The 15,600-nt window shown below is 39.0% G+C and carries 11 protein-coding genes; 9 read left to right on the forward strand and 2 right to left on the reverse strand.

The features are described from left to right. Nucleotides 1–61 precede the first annotated feature (61 nt). From BM090_RS10860 to porN, 5 genes are all read left to right on the forward strand, one after another. Complete coding sequence (locus BM090_RS10860; protein WP_091512404.1) at nt 62–1,018, forward strand: PorP/SprF family type IX secretion system membrane protein; 957 nt, start codon at nt 62–64, stop codon at nt 1,016–1,018. Nucleotides 1,019–1,152: 134 nt separating this feature from the next. Beyond that, a complete protein-coding gene (gene porK / locus BM090_RS10865; protein WP_449404126.1) occupies nt 1,153–2,208 on the forward strand; it encodes a T9SS ring complex lipoprotein PorK/GldK in 1,056 nt (351 codons plus the stop codon). 62 nt (nt 2,209–2,270) lie between these two features. Further along, nucleotides 2,271–3,077: a type IX secretion system motor protein PorL/GldL gene (porL, locus tag BM090_RS10870; protein WP_091512407.1), complete on the forward strand. Its 807-nt coding sequence runs from the start codon at nt 2,271–2,273 to the stop codon at nt 3,075–3,077. 38 nt (nt 3,078–3,115) lie between these two features. Further along, nucleotides 3,116–4,780, forward strand: coding sequence for a type IX secretion system motor protein PorM/GldM (gene porM, locus BM090_RS10875; protein WP_091512409.1), 1,665 nt, complete (start codon nt 3,116–3,118; stop codon nt 4,778–4,780). Nucleotides 4,781–4,851: 71 nt separating this feature from the next. Beyond that, on the forward strand, nt 4,852–5,781 hold the full coding sequence (porN, locus tag BM090_RS10880; RefSeq protein ID WP_091512413.1) for a type IX secretion system ring subunit PorN/GldN: 930 nt from the start codon (nt 4,852–4,854) through the stop codon (nt 5,779–5,781). A gap of 64 nt (nt 5,782–5,845) precedes the next feature. On the opposite strand, the gene BM090_RS10885 is transcribed toward porN, so the two are convergent. Next, nucleotides 5,846–7,012, reverse strand: coding sequence for an acyl-CoA dehydrogenase (locus BM090_RS10885; RefSeq protein WP_317040741.1), 1,167 nt, complete (start codon nt 7,010–7,012; stop codon nt 5,846–5,848). Between the two features lie 272 nt (nt 7,013–7,284). Here BM090_RS10885 and BM090_RS10890 point away from each other — a divergent pair, with 272 nt between their 5' ends. The 4 genes from BM090_RS10890 to BM090_RS10905 all read left to right on the forward strand — a co-directional run bounded on the left by BM090_RS10890 (nt 7,285) and on the right by BM090_RS10905 (nt 11,845). After that, a complete protein-coding gene (locus tag BM090_RS10890; RefSeq protein ID WP_091512416.1) occupies nt 7,285–8,301 on the forward strand; it encodes an acyl-CoA reductase in 1,017 nt (338 codons plus the stop codon). Nucleotides 8,302–8,303: 2 nt separating this feature from the next. Next, nucleotides 8,304–8,861, forward strand: a complete 558-nt coding sequence (hslV, locus tag BM090_RS10895; RefSeq protein ID WP_091512419.1) for an ATP-dependent protease subunit HslV — start codon at nt 8,304–8,306, stop codon at nt 8,859–8,861. Between the two features lie 324 nt (nt 8,862–9,185). Next, nucleotides 9,186–9,761, forward strand: a complete 576-nt coding sequence (locus BM090_RS10900) for a hypothetical protein (protein ID WP_091512423.1) — start codon at nt 9,186–9,188, stop codon at nt 9,759–9,761. A 23-nt stretch (nt 9,762–9,784) separates the two neighbouring features. Next, complete coding sequence (locus BM090_RS10905) at nt 9,785–11,845, forward strand: T9SS type B sorting domain-containing protein (RefSeq protein WP_091512426.1); 2,061 nt, start codon at nt 9,785–9,787, stop codon at nt 11,843–11,845. A 58-nt stretch (nt 11,846–11,903) separates the two neighbouring features. Here BM090_RS10905 and BM090_RS10910 read toward each other — a convergent pair whose 3' ends face one another. Beyond that, nucleotides 11,904–15,341, reverse strand: a complete 3,438-nt coding sequence (locus tag BM090_RS10910) for a hypothetical protein (RefSeq protein WP_091512430.1) — start codon at nt 15,339–15,341, stop codon at nt 11,904–11,906. Nucleotides 15,342–15,600: the final 259 nt, after the last annotated feature.

Raw genomic sequence — 15,600 nt, forward strand, 5'->3', positions numbered from 1 at the left:
GGTATATATTATCTATATTTACAAGCCTTTATCTTATACAACTATATTAGTTACCTATCTTATGAACAAACGTTTTTACCGACTATTAGTGTTGCTTTCTATCTTGGCATGTGGCAAAGAAGCCGTAGCTCAGCAAGATGCACATTTTTCTCAGTACATGTTTAATAGCTTATATATCAACCCTGCTGCTGCTGGGCTTGATGGTAACGCTAAATTTTCGCTTATTCACCGCTCTCAATGGGCTGGTTATGGCGATGGTGGCCCTCAAACGACAGTGCTTAATTTTTCATCTCCAATTATGCAAATGAAAAGTGGTGCTGGTGCAACAATTGTTCGCGATGTTTTGGGCGCGCAGTCTAATATCGAAGCTCAATTCTCGTATGCTTATCATTTGCCATTGGGTCCTCAAGGCAAGTTGAGTATTGGTGCAAGAATTGGTGCGTTTAGTAAGACGCTTGATTTTGATAAATACAAGCCAACCGACCAAGATGATGAAAATTTGATGAAATCGGGTACAGAATCTCAGTTTAAGCCAGATGCTGCTTTTGGTGTTTGGTATAAAGCTGAGAAATATTTTGGCGGTATTAGTGTGAATCACCTCATTAAAAGTGAGTTTGATTTTGGTACAAAATCTTTGCGCAATCCGTTGAGTCGCCACATGTATGTAACGGGTGGCTACAACTATGAAGCTAATTATAGCTTGATTCTGACTCCATCTGTTTTAGTAAAAACAGACTTTAACAGCTATTCATTTGATGTGAATGCAATGGCTACTTATAATAATAAGTATTGGGGTGGTTTGTCTTACAGAAATGCAGATGCGATTACTGCGGTGATTGGTATGGCTATGCTAAAAGACAACAATCTTCGTTTTGGTTATGCATTTGACTTAACAGTACCAAGCAGTGATGCAAAAAAACCTACATCTCATGAAGTGATGGTTTCTTATAGTATTCCTGTATTATTAGTTGGTCCTAAGCCAGTTATGCGTGTACCACGTTATAGAAAATCAAATTAATCATAGTTTACTAATGCAATATTTTAGAATTTTTTATTTAAGATTGTAAAATATTGCATTAGTAATTATAATTTTGTGTATTATTGCCGTCTAATAACAATTAAAACAGGTTTATATTTAAACGTTTAGGTGCTATGAATATGTTTCGTTTCGGTTCGAAGTTCCTTTATCTGGGATTAGTTGCCGCTTCTTTAGCTGGTATGCAAAGTTGCGGGCTAGGTAAACCAGATACAGAGGGTGAACTTGTGGGTGTTGAAGGCCGTGAAGGTTGGTATCAGCAAGTTCCTTATGGTATGACTACCATTCCGTCTGGTACATTCCACATGGGTCAGTCTGATGAAGATGTTGCTGCATCTCAAATCAACTTCAATAAGCAAATCACAATTGGTGGTTTCTACATGGACGATACAGAAATTACCAATAATGAATATCGCCAATTTGTGCAAGCAATGTTAGCCGATGATACTGCTGGTATGGGTACATTACCCGCTGATTTGGCAGCCCTCGCTACAAGCAAAAAATATTATCCAGATACTACTGTTTGGGTGAAAGATTTTACGCATCACTTGGGTGATCCTATGTTGGAATATTATTATGCGCACCCTGCGTTTGATAACTATCCTGTTGTTGGCGTAAATTGGAAATCTGCGAAACTTTTCTGTAAATGGCGTACAGGCTATTTGAATGCTGCACGTTTAAATCGTGGATTGTTCTCGATGCCTAACTTCCGTTTGCCATCTGAAGCTGAATGGGAATACGCTGCGCGTGGTGGTCGTGATTTGGCTCCATATCCTTGGGGTGGCCCATATATCCGTAACATGAAAGGTTGTATGTTGGCGAACTTTAAGCCAGGTCGTGGTAATTACTACGATGATGGGTTCTCTTATACATCTCCTGTTGGTGCATATTTTGCAAACGATTATGGTTTGTATGATATGTCTGGTAATGTGTCTGAGTGGTGTGAAGATGCATTTTATGAGGCATCTGTTCCTGTAACATGGGACTTGAACCCTACTTATAATGACGATAGAGAGCCTCGTAAGGTAATTCGTGGTGGCTCTTGGAAGGACATTGGTTACTATTTGCAAACTGGTACACGTACTTACGAGTATGAAGATACTTCTAAGTCTTATGTAGGTTTCCGTTGCGTGGTAACATACTTAGGTCGTTCGTCTGGTAGCGAATTTTAATAAGCAAACAATTACACAACTTTTAATAATCAACAAATCTTGGACTTAAACAGATTACAAAAATGAGCAAGAAACAAGCTGGATTCAAGGAAAAATTTTACACTAATATTGCTCCTGTTCTTACAGGTGTTGGGGCTGCTGTCGTTATCGTTGGTGCGCTATTCAAAATTCAGCACTGGCCAGGTGGGGGTATAATGCTTACTGCTGGTCTTGGTACAGAAGCATTATTGTTCTTATTATTTGCATTTGCTCCACAGCCTCATGATTTGCCTTGGGAAAGAGTCTATCCTCAATTGGCAGATGATTATGAAGATGATGGCGCAGTTGTAAGCACTGAAGCTCCTGCAGGTAGCGGTATCTCTAAGAAATTGGACTCAATGTTCGATTCAGCTAAAATTGACCAAGATTTGGTTAATAAATTGGGAACTAGCTTTAAGAGTTTGAGCGATAGCGTTAACAAAATTGGTGAAGTAGGTAACGCTTCTGTTGCTACTGCTGAGTATGCTAAAAATGTGAAAGAAGCTGCTAAGTCGTTGACTGACATGAACAAATCGTATGGCGTTACTGTTCAAGCTATGTCAGAAATGTCTAACGCTGCTACTGATGCAAAGCAGTACCATTCACAAGTTCAAACAATCACTAAAAATCTTAGTGCTTTGAACGCAGTTTATGAAATGGAATTGCAAGATGCTAATAATCATTTGAAAGCAATGAATAAATTCTATGGCAACTTATCATCAGCTATGGAAAATATGTCTGAAGCAAGCAAAGATACAGCACAGTTTAAAGCTGAGTTGGGCAAATTAACAGGAAACCTAACAGCGTTAAATAACGTTTATGGTGGTATGTTGAGCGCAATGAAAGGTTAATTTTCTAAAAAAGACTAAACCCATAATTTAAAAATAATATGGCTGGAGGAAAAGAGACCCCAAGACAGAAACTTATTGGGCTAATGTATTTGGTACTATTGGCCATGCTTGCACTTCAAGTTAGTTCTGCGATTATTCAGAAATTTCAATTTTTGAATTCAAGCCTTGAAGGCGCACTTGATATAGCTGAATCTAAAAATAAATCGGTAGTTGCTGGTATCGAAGCTGCTGTTGCAGAGCGTAAAAACCAAGCTAAAGATAAGGCTGTTTTAGAAAAAGCGAAGGAAGTTAAATCTAAAAGTGACGAAATAATCAAGTATTTGGCTGATTTAAAGCATGAGTTGATTATGGTTACTGCTGATGACCCTACGTCTAAAGACGGTAAAGATGAGAACGGCAACTATAAGGGAGCTAAAGAAGAAGACAAGGTGTCTCAATTGATGGTTGTAGGTGATCCTACTAAACCTAAGCATAATGGCAAAGCTTATGTACTTAAGGAAAAACTTAATGCATTTACTGCTTACATTAATGGCTTGAGTCATGATGGTAAACCATTGGTTGCTTCTCCTTATCCAAATCTAGCTCTTGATGGTAAAGAAGACCCTATTACCAAAAAGGATAGAGACCAAAATATTAAAGATTTTGCATCTTTGAATTTTGAGCAAACCCCGATGATTGCTGCTCTCGCTGTACTTACAGATAAGCAAAATCGCGTTGCTGCTATGGAAGCAGAAGTATTGAAAGCTATTGCTAGTGAGCTTGGTGCTGATGAAGTTAGATTCGATAAAATCAACGCAATGTTCCGTGCTAGCTCTAAAGTAGTTGCTGCTGGTACTAATTATGAAGCTGAGATGTTTATTGCTGCCCAAGCTACTGCGATAAAACCAACGATGACTTACAATGGTAAGCCTATTGAAGTAAAAGATGGTGTTGGTACTATTAAGTTTAAAGCAGCGGCATCTTCTTATGACGCAGAAGGTAACTCTAAGCAAAATTGGAAAGGTACTATTACACTTCCTTTGCCAGGTAGAGGAGATACAACGTTCAAGTTGGATGCTGAGTATATTGTGGCTAAACCTGTAATTGAAGTTACTTCGGCTGCTGTACAAGGTTTGTACTTTGATTGTGGTAATGAATTGAACATTAAAGTTCCTGCTTTAGGTGCAAATTATAAGCCAGCTTTTACTTCACCTAACGCAGCTATTTCAAGAACATCAGAACCTCAAAAGGTAATGGTAGTTCCTTCATCAAAAGATAAAGTTACGATTGCAGTTGCTAGCGATGGCTCTGCTATTGGTAATATAGTGTTTGATGTGAAAGAGCTTCCTCTTCCAAGAGTTGAGATTTTAGTAGGTGGTGCTCCTGTTAATCCTAAGAAAGCTTATTCTACGGGTTTACCAGGTATTCAAGTGAAAGTTGTTCCTGATGCATCTGTTGCAGAAACAATGAAAAAAGATTGCCGTTATACAGTATCTGGTGAGCTTTCTGTAAGAAGAGGTTCTCGTATTGTAAACTCGGTTAAGTTTTCATCTCAAGATCCTAATAACTTGACATACAATGCAATGTTTGGAGGATTAGGTGAACTTAAACCAAACGACAATGTAGTAGTTGAAGTATTGGAGCTTAAAAGAACCAACTATAGAGATAATACTTCTAAAGTAACTGGTTTCCGCCCAATGGCATCTACTTTAGCTTTCCAATAGAAATGTATATTAAAAGTGAGGGAATTTATTCCCTCACTTTCTATTGTTAATCTTTAAAATCAGTACAGGTTATGAATAAATTTAAAAGTATATTGGTTTTATCTTTGTCTCTGTTAGTTTTACTTGCGAGTCCTGCTGCTGATGCACAGACAAGAAACAAGAAATCTAAAAGCAAGAAATCTACTAAGAAGACAACAGGTAGTTCGTCTGCTACGACAAGCACAACGAACTCTGCCCCGATGGTAGCTCCTCCGCCACCAGAATTTACGACGGTAGAGCCTCCACAAACGGACTCCGCTGGCTATAACACATTGTCAGTGAGACCTGTTCACAAATCAGACTTAATGTATAAAATGTCTGTTTGGCGTAAAATTGATTTATCAGAAAAGTGTAATACTCCTTGGTTTTCAGAAAGTAACCAGTTAACTAAATTCATAATTGAGGCAGTTGCTAGGGGAGAGCTGAAACCATATAAAGATGATTCTTTGGTAAAACAAATGTCTGCAGAGGCTTTCAACGAAAGATTGCTTGACCGTTCTGCTATGGCTGATGCTGGTGGAATCAGTAGCGCAAAAATTTACTTGAATCCACGTAAACTATATTTAATTGAGATTAAGGAAGACTTGTTATTTGATAAGCAACGTTCTCGTTCTTATTATGATATGCAAACTCTTTCATTGATTCTTCCTGCTAAATTTAGTGGTGAAAAAGGTGCAGAGTTGCCTATCGCTACTTTTAAATATAAAGATTTAGTTCATTTGTTGGATAAAATACCTTCTGCAAAGTGGTATAATATTTCTAACAAAGCAGAAGATAAACGCATGTCAGATGCTTTTGATTTACGTTTATTCTGTTCTCGCATTATCAAAATGGCTAACCCACTTGATAGACGTGTGGAAGAAGAACCTTCTTTGATTGGTAATGATAAAGCTATCTTAATTGCATCGCAACGTCTAGAGCATGAAATCGTTGCTAACGAAGACGAGCTTTGGGATTATTAAGATTGAAAATATAAAAACAAAAAAGCAGCTAGAGATAGCTGCTTTTTTGTTTTTATACTGCTACTTATTTTAATATTGCGCGAGATATAACAAGTTTTTGAATTTCACTTGTGCCTTCTCCTATCGTACAGAGCTTAGAATCTCTGTAATATCTTTCTACTGGGTAGTCTTTAGTAAATCCATATCCTCCAAAAATCTGAACTGCTTCGTTGGATACTTTAACACAAACTTCAGACGCAAAATATTTGGCCATAGCGGATTCTTTGTTTACGTTTAAGCCTTTATTTTTCATGTCTGCTGCTTGGTAGGTTAGTAGTTTGGCTGCTTCGATTTCTGTAGCCATATCCGCTAATTTAAATGATATACCTTGAAATGCGGCAATGGGTTTGTTGAATTGATGACGCTCTTTTGAGTATTGTACCGAAGCATCAAAAGCACCTTGAGCAATACCAAGGCTTAATGCGGCAATAGAGATTCTGCCCCCATCAAGCACTTTCATTGCTTGAATAAAGCCTTCGCCTACGTTTCCAAGAATATTATCTTTATGCACACGGCAGTTATCAAAGATAAGCTCTGTTGTTTCGGAAGCTCGCATTCCTAATTTATCTTCTTTGCGGCCAGCAGAAAACCCTTTCGTTCCTTTTTCAATAACAAAAGCTGTCATGCCGTGCGAGTCACCTACTTCGCCTGTGCGTACGATTACTGTAGCCACATTGCCAGTTTTGCCATGCGTAATGAAATTTTTTGCACCATTGATTACCCAATAGTCACCATCTTGAACAGCAACAGTACGCATATTGCCTGAGTCCGAACCTGTGTTGGGCTCTGTAAGTCCCCAGGCACCAATCCACTCACCTGTGGCCAGTTTTGGCAACCATTTTCTTTTTTGTTCTGCGTTGGCAAATTGTAAAATATGGCCAGTGCAAAGCGAGTTATGAGCAGCCATTGATAAACCAATAGAAGGATCGATAGCAGATAATTCAGCAATGGCTGTTACATATTCTAAATAACCAAACCCTGCTCCGCCATACTCTTCGGGTACGAGTACGCCCATTAGACCAAGTTTTCCCATTTTATGAAATACTTCTACAGGAAACTCTTGTGTTTCATCCCATTCGCGCATTTTTGGTTTAATCTCTTTTGCTCCAAAATCGCGCACCATTTGAGCTATCATTTGTTGATTTTCGGTCAAACCAAAGTTGAGACCTCGCTCTAATAATTCCATTTCCATAATTAGTTATTTGGGTGTATTTAGGGATAATTTTTTACGAAAATAAGAAAAATAATTTGCGATAGGCAAAATATCTTTTTAGTATATCTAGTGTTGTATGGTGATTTTCAAATTTTTATTTTGTTTAATTCTGATTTTCGATAGAAGACGCTGATTTCTTGAAATTGTTTTAATAAAGTCATGCTATTTTTAGTGGCCTTATTTTATATTTTTAATTATTGACTAAAGCAGAAATATTACTTTTGCTGCATAATTTAAGTAGCTATCACAAAATGACGGTACAAAAGAGAATTGAGGCATTTGCGCAGTTGGGAACATATTTGCAAAACATTGCTGAAGACGAATTACATTCACTGGCTTGGCGTGCTCAAAATGCCAATAATTGGTTTACGATAGAAAGTGTAACGACGGCGTTAGTCAATATAGGGCAAATGCTAAATACTTCAGATTTGGAGCATTGGGCGAGCAAGTATCCTATAAGCGAGAAGCTCACAGATAGGAAAGTTGGTGTAGTAATGGCTGGAAATATTCCTGCTGTGGGTTTTCATGATTGGCTGTGTGTGGTATTGGCTGGCCATCAGGCGTATCTTAAATTAAGTGCATTAGACGCTGTATTGATGCATTGGTTGGTAACAAAATTGGCGGAGTTAGTCCCAGAAATGGCCGCGCGTACACATATTGCCGAACGCCTTAATGATGTTGATGTAATTATTGCGACAGGCAGTGATAATTCTGCGCGGTATTTTTCTCATTATTTTGGTAAAAAACCAAATATTATTCGACAAAATAGAACTTCCGTCGCGATTCTTACAGGCACTGAAACGGAAGAGGAACTTCAGCAATTAGGTTCGGATATTTTTACTTACTATGGCTTGGGTTGTAGGAATGTTTCTAAGATTTTTATTCCAGAAAGCTATGATTTAGTCCCCTTTTTGGCCGCGCAAGAGGTATATTCATACGTTCAAAATCACCACAAATACCATAATAATTATGATTACAATAAATCTATTTATTTGGTAAATAGAACGCCACATTTAGATACGGGTTTTTTAGTGGTAGCTGAATCACAAGAACTAGTTTCGCCTGTATCAGTGTTATATTACGAACGTTATGCCAACGAACAAGATTTATTAGATAAAATTACGGCTCTTGAATCCAAAATTCAGTGTGTAGTTACGAATAAAATAATTGATTTTCAGCGAATTGTTAAGTACGGAAAAGCTCAATCTCCTTTGCTTGCTGATTACGCTGATGGTGTTGATACAATGTTATTTCTTACCCAGAATTGATAATGAACGAATTAAAACCTATCATAAAATCTACTACGGTAGTGGCCATTGTGCATAATGGTCAAGTGGCTATTGGTGCTGATGGTCAGGCTACAATGAATAATACTGTAGCTAAAAGTAATGTTAAGAAAATCCGAAAACTGCATGACGGAAAAATTGTAACTGGTTTTGCGGGTTCTACGGCGGATGCTTTTACACTTTTAGATCGCTTCGATGAAAAGCTAAACGCATATCGCGGGAATATGAAACGCGCCGCAATTGAGTTGGCTAAAGACTGGCGCACAGATCGTTATCTACGTAAGTTGGAAGCGATGTTGATTTGCGCGGACGCACAAGAAGTTTTGATTATTTCGGGAACGGGGGATGTACTAGAACCAGACAATGGTGTTGCTACAATTGGTTCGGGAAGTATGTATGCGCAAGCCGCCGCTTTAGCCCTAAAAAAACACGCGCCACATATGTCCGCAGAAGAAATAGTGCGCGAAAGTCTTCATATTGCTGCGGATATTTGCATTTATACAAATCATAATTTGATTATAGAAACGGTAAAAGCCAACTAGTTGTTTATTTTTTATAGAAGGGTATTGTCAAAATCATAGTTTGTGTAATTGTATTTTTGAGCGATAAAATATTGAAACATGATTCTTTTTTGAAATTATGGCAAAAAAATATTATTCTGAATAATTCAATTATTTAAAACAATATTTTACGATACAGGATATAATTATTTTTATTACCCAGAAAACCAATTATTGTAAAATATTCTACTTTTTACCGCAGTGTGTGTGTGTGATTCTTTGAGGGGATACTACCGAACGAACTACTAAATTTACTATATTTACAGCCAATATTATGTTTTTTCTAAACTAACAAAACTCCTTTTGATGAAAAATTTAAAATCTTTTTTCGCAGCTATTATACTAATGTGCTGTGTGGTAGTGCAAGCGCACGCACAAACTGATACGAGAAGAAACAAAGCTCAGCTTTCCTTACAAGGTAAAACAGAGACTTATAACTATGAGAGTAAGGCTGTTACCTTCTACCTTAATATGGAGAATAAATCAGTGAATTTTTATGCGAAGTCTTATACATTTGTAATGGATATGCCTGATAGTGAGCAAAAAGTATTACTTATTAATGCGTTGCGCATGAACAGTGAAAAATCTGCTGTAATAGAGTTCAAATCTCCTTTGCCCGCTAATTTTACGATGCCTGCGGCTAGCCAATCTAAAAAAGTCATGATGAATGGTACATTGTCGGTGGCTGGAGCTAATACTTCTGTGCAAATACCTATGACTGTAAGCGCAGATGCAAAGAAAAATTATTCTTATAGCCTCCATGCTACCATTGATTTGAAAAACTTAGGAGTTGAGCTACCATCTGATGTTTTAGAAAAAACAACAGGAGTTATAAATATCTCAATGGCAAACGCTATCCAAACAGTAACTTACCGTAAATAAAAACCTTTTCACTGTCAACTATCATGAAATACAATATTACTTTTCTTTTCTTATTTTTATTAGGCTGGGCGAAGGTATATAGCCAGACAACGTGTGCTTCTGCTACTTATGTTCCGAAGCCTTCTCAAGACTGTAAAGGAGCCATTGCTCTTTGTCAATTATCGACTACATACCCAACTGGCTCTATTTGTGGTCCTGGTGCTATCCCTGGCGAAATATCAACAGGATCTTGCTTGAGTTCCAATGAACGAAATACTACTTGGTATGTGTTTAAAGTATCCCAATCTGGTAAATTAAAATTCAAAATTAAGCCATTGGACGTTACTGCTACAAGTAACGGTGATACTGATTATGATTGGGCTGTATTTAAATTGCCCGCAGGTCAGCAAAATACAGCATCGATTTGTGCGCAAATTAAAAATAATCTTTCTTGGCAATTTAGCTGTAACTATTCTTCGCAGGATGGTGAGACAGGTATGTATGAAACTTCTACTACTCAGCAAGTTGATGTGCAAGGGGCTGGTGGTTCGCGTTTTAACAGAACCAAAACAGTAAATGTAGGGGAGTACTATGTTTTAGCAGTGGATAACTTTACAGGAGGAACTGAGCTAGCAAATCTTATGGGCTATACCATCACTTTTGCAGATCCATCAGATCCGTTACATGCTGATGCGGCGGATATCGTGCCAGGTGAAGATACAATTTCTATTTCTGCAATTACGCAGACACCTACTTGTGTTAATAACAGTGTAGTATTTAGCTTTGATTCTCCTGTAAGATGTGACTCTGTGAAGGCATCTAAGTTTGAAATTAAAGGAGCGAACCCTCCATATACTATTTTAAGTGTAACGCCTTTTAGTGCAGCTGATTGTAGTGATGACGGTCAATCGCAAACATATAAACTTACATTTACGCCAGCTTTTGTTGACTCTACTTATCAGCTTTTTATCAGAAAAACAATCAAAGATATTTGTGAAAATAACGTAAGATTGGATAGCTTGCCATTTACTATTAAGCCGTTCTTGGGTACTACGGTTTATTTATCAGGCGATTCTGCGGTTTGTCCTAATACAGTAGTGACACTAAGAGCTGATACAACTTTGTCTGGTACTTACACTTATATTTGGAAAAAAGACGATGTAGTAATACCAGGAGCTACTACTTCTAGCTACTCTTTTATACCAACTTCGACTACTTACTCGCAATATAAAGTGATTGCTTCTTTGTTAGGTGGTTGTAAGGATTCATCTTCAGTACCTGTTCGCTTGGCAGATTTACCTTTGCTCACAATGCCTGCAAATGATACAGTTTGTTATGGTGGTAAGAATGTAAAAAAGCTATTAGAACCTGTTATTACTGCAACTCCTGGAGAGACATTAAAATATAAATGGACTTCAAGAAATAATCGTACAAAAACATTGAGCACTGCGCCAACTTTTGAAGCATCACTTGACACTACAGATATTTATACCTTAACAATTACCAACTCTCGTGATTGCCAGGTAAAAGCTTCTACTACTATTTTTGTTGGTGATTCAATCGCTCCTAAGTTTACTGTGGATACTTTGTATGGTGCTGCTCCTCTTACTGTGCATTATACAAATACTTCGGAAGGCCAAAGAGTGAAATATTCTTGGAACTTCGGAGACCCAACAACGCCTCCAACAGAGTTTACTATTACTAAAGATTCTGTACATATTTACAGCACTCCTTCGTTGGCTGATACAACGTATTATTTTACAACGTTGTCGGTAATGGATACAACGACAGCTATTGCCAAAAAACTTTCGTTGAATGGCTGTGTGAAGACTTATACTCAAGTAATTAAAGTTGTTCCGTTCATTATCCCGAACATTATCACACCAAACGGCGATTACAAAAATGATGGCTTCCGTTTCAGTGGTTGGTCAACAGAACTTACTTTGAAAGTTTACAATCGTTGGGGTAACTTGGTCTATGAAAGCAGCAGCTACAGAAATGATTGGGACGCTTCGCAATTGCCACAAGGTACTTACTTCTATTACCTTGAAGACAAACAATTGAACCGCACCGCTAAAGGTTGGGTGGACGTTCTCAAGAACTAATTATATTTCATTGCAACAAAAAAGAAGCACTCCGAAAAAGGGTGCTTCTTTTTTGTTTTTAGAATAATGCTGTTAGTTGCACACGCCCGATGTGTACGGTACTTTGACTTTCCGAACGCCTCCCCTCGTAGCTGATTTGCAGTTGTAGGCCATTGCTCAAACGTTGCTGCCAGTTACCTTGCCAAGTGAAGTTTTGGCCGCGTGTAAGCCCTTCGAGCATTTCGTAAGCCAATGGCGTATTGTTGAGGGCGTTGTATCGAATCTGCGTATATTTAATTCCAAACTGAAAATTTCTTTCGGAAAATTGACTCCATTTCAAATCTGTACCGATTTTTTGCAGCGTTGCTTGTTCATTGCCCCGCTGATTATCCTTTTGTGCATAAGCTCCCGAAATGCTTATGCGCAAGGTTGGGCTGGGCTGAAAGGCAAGTTCTGGGCTTATTTCGCGGTGCTTGATGGTGTAGTTTCGGAGTGTCTGAAAATCTGAAGAGACTTTGCGGAGATTGTCTTGTAGTGTTGCTTGTAAATTAAAATAACGGTTTAGGTTTCCGCGCATCAGCAGCCGCCACTCCATGTTCTGTCGATTGTCAAAGCCGCTGGTAAGAAGTTGTTTTTGGGCGGATTGTAGCCACGTCAAATCGCCTCCAAAACTCGGTGATGACCTATTGAAAAATAGCACGTTTCGCCAACTTTGTTGCACAGAAAGTAATTGCGCTTCGGGCAGATTGCCCAAAGGTGTAAAGCGTTCTAAAGCCGAACCCGCTGTGATTTTTCGGTCTGCCGAAAGTGCCGTATTCAACGAAAACAGGCTGGCAACCGATTTGAATTTATTGGCCGAATTGCGCCATTTTTGCGGCATCTGGGCATTGACTTTATAAACCCATTTCCCTTGATAGGCAGGCACATATTCGTTCGTAGGCACAAAAACCTTGATATATTGGCGGTCTTGTGTGAGTTGCGCCTCCACAAACTCATCTATTTGCGCAACGCCGTCGCCATTGCTGTCAATCCATTGGTGCGTGCCTTCGCCGAGTGTGGCCACTTTCACAAACTGATATTCTCGCTTTAGCTCTTGCCCCGTAGAAGTGCTCACCACCAACTCGCTGCGAATGTGCCTTCTCAGATAATCGCCTGTCCAATCTACGCGGCTCATCAGTGTTTGTTCTTGGGCAATATTTTCGGTTAAATAATTATCTAAAGTTCTGTAAGTCAGTGTTAAAACAACTTTATTTTGCTTTTTGGTTTGCTTCGTAAAACTTGCGTTGAGGGTGTTGGCTTGCGTGGATTTCCGAAAACTGCCGTTTTGTGGTGTTTGGTCGGCGCGCCACGAATACGACAGATTGAACAGCAAATCTTTGCTGTTTTCTGGATTTTGAAGGCTAAAACGATGTTCATCAAAATAAATTACCGACGAAAGAACCGCATCATTGGCTTTGTCCAATAGCCTATTTTTTTCAGTGTTATAACTATAAATACCTGTAAACCATTTGTTTTTGTAGCTCGGATTAAGTCCCAATTTATACCAATGCGTTTGCCCGTCAGTAGTGTTATTGAGCAAATAAAATCCTGTTGCCGTTGCGCCAAAGTGTTTTTTAGGATTAGTATTGATGGAAATGTTTTGCTGCCAACCGTTCACGATTGCGCCTTTTTGTCGGTAAAGTCCTTCGTACTGAAATGAATTTTGGTTCGAATCAAGTAATTGTGTTTGCAGAGCCAACAGCCTGTCGGTGGCCTGTGTGGTAGTGTTGCTTGTCCAATTGCGGTCAAATTCTACGGTTCTGAAACGGTCTATTGGGCTAAAATTTTGGCTTAAATTTTCCCAGTAAATTTTAGAATGAAGACGCATTTTTCTGCTTAACTTCTTGTCTTTGAGACTAACTCCAATTTTGTAAGCACGGCCTTTGTCGTCTTCGGCATTTTCTTGCGAATAGCGATTGAGGTCGTTTTGCGAAAAATCCATTTCCCCGAATACTTGCCAATTTTTATCCAAATTATACTGCCCTCCAAACGACGACATTGTTTTTTTCTTAGGTGTAATTATCTGTCTTGCAGGAATATAACGGCCTAAACCTTCACCCACCCACTCATAAATTTTGCCATTCACGAGGCTGTTTTGAAGTTGATAACTGCCTTTTCCTTCGCCTGCATCGCTGAAAATAACCTGATAAAAAATCTGACCTTCGGCGGGTTGACTCGTGTACTGAAAAATGGAATCTGTGCCGCTTGGCGCAAGGATTTTGGTATAATAAATCTGGCCTTCCGTGTAAGTGGTTTGGCGCGTAGCCCCGCTGATAATGGCTTGGTCGAGGTGGTCGCCGATGCTCGAAAGTAGTTGCGTGGTTTCGGAATTTAGCTCAAAACTTAAAGGGCGGTTTGGGTTGTCGGCTTCTTGGTAAAGGTTCATAAAAAACGACAAATCGCCAATCGTTTGCTTGTGTGAAGCCATCATAATACTGCGATTGTAATTGCGCTCGGCGTACTCAAAATCCACGCGCACGCGCGAGTAACGCGTAATCAAAATATTGTTCGTGAACGTGATTTCGCCTTGATTGTAATCAATCACATAATCAAAATTAAAGCCGCGTTTGAGCAATTGCCCGTCCAGATATACCTTTTCAGAATTAGCCAAAATAACGATAAATATCTCATTAGAAGGAGCTTTAAGGCGGTATGGCCCTTGCACGCCTTCCGAAACGGACACGCTATCCGAATAAAATTTGCCCTTCGACACAGCCGCCGCAATGCTGGTTTCCGCGTGGCTGTTGCTGTCACTCCATTGGGTGCTCAGCGAACCGCCTTGTACATTTTTATAGTATCTCAAAAAATAAGATTCGGGCAATTGCTGCAACACAATATCTCCCGCCAACAATTTGGTTTTGGGCGTGGCCAATTGCACATACACGCGGTCAAACTCGCGGAGTTGCTGCGTGTTGCCTTGCGGTTGGTATGGAATACTTTGGTCTGAAATGACAGCAGTAAGTTTCAGATTGTCAGAAAGTTGTCCGTCAATTTGCAAATTGAGAGCCGAATTAACAAAAGCGTTTTGCGTGTTGCCCAACGACAAACCGCGTGTAATGCTGCCCGTTTTCTGCAAATTCGGTGTGTTAATAAGTTCCTGCTTGCGTTCGGCGGGTGGCAGCTGCGTTTTTCCTTTGCCGTAATCCGTGTAACTAATGTGTTGGCTGTACTGCTTCATATCTCTGTTGAAATATTCTTTGGTGAGCAGTAGCGGAAAAATTCGGTAACAAATTTGTGCAGAATCGCCTTCTTTAAAATTTCCAGAAAAATATAACGTATTGGAATTGAGGTTGTAATGCGCTTTCAGACTGCTGTCCGCGTGGCTGATTTGTACGGAGTTGGGAACGATGGTGGCGGTTGAGTCCACGCAAAAAGGGGTACTACTTAGGCGTATTTTCTGGCAACGCAAGGCCGTAACTTGTCCCCAAGTTATTGCAGACCAAAGCATTAAACAGACCCAAAGCCCAACCTTTTTCATTTTTGTACAAATTTTCCAAAGATACAAAACGCGATTTTATAAGGGATATTTTTTGTAAAAACAGACGGCAAGCTACTGGCCAACAAAAAATATTTTCCAAAACCATGTACTTTGTATTGCATAGTACATGGTTTTGTATTAGCTTTGCATCATTAAATCATCAAAAACAATCTTAATCGTTATGAAAGTCTTTTATATATTCTCGCTGGTTTGCTCTTTGAGCTGGCTTTCGCACCAAAAAGAAGTGGTGCAAAGCACT

The sequence above is a fragment of the Flexibacter flexilis DSM 6793 genome (genome assembly GCF_900112255.1).
GTDB lineage: Bacteria > Bacteroidota > Bacteroidia > Cytophagales > Flexibacteraceae > Flexibacter > Flexibacter flexilis.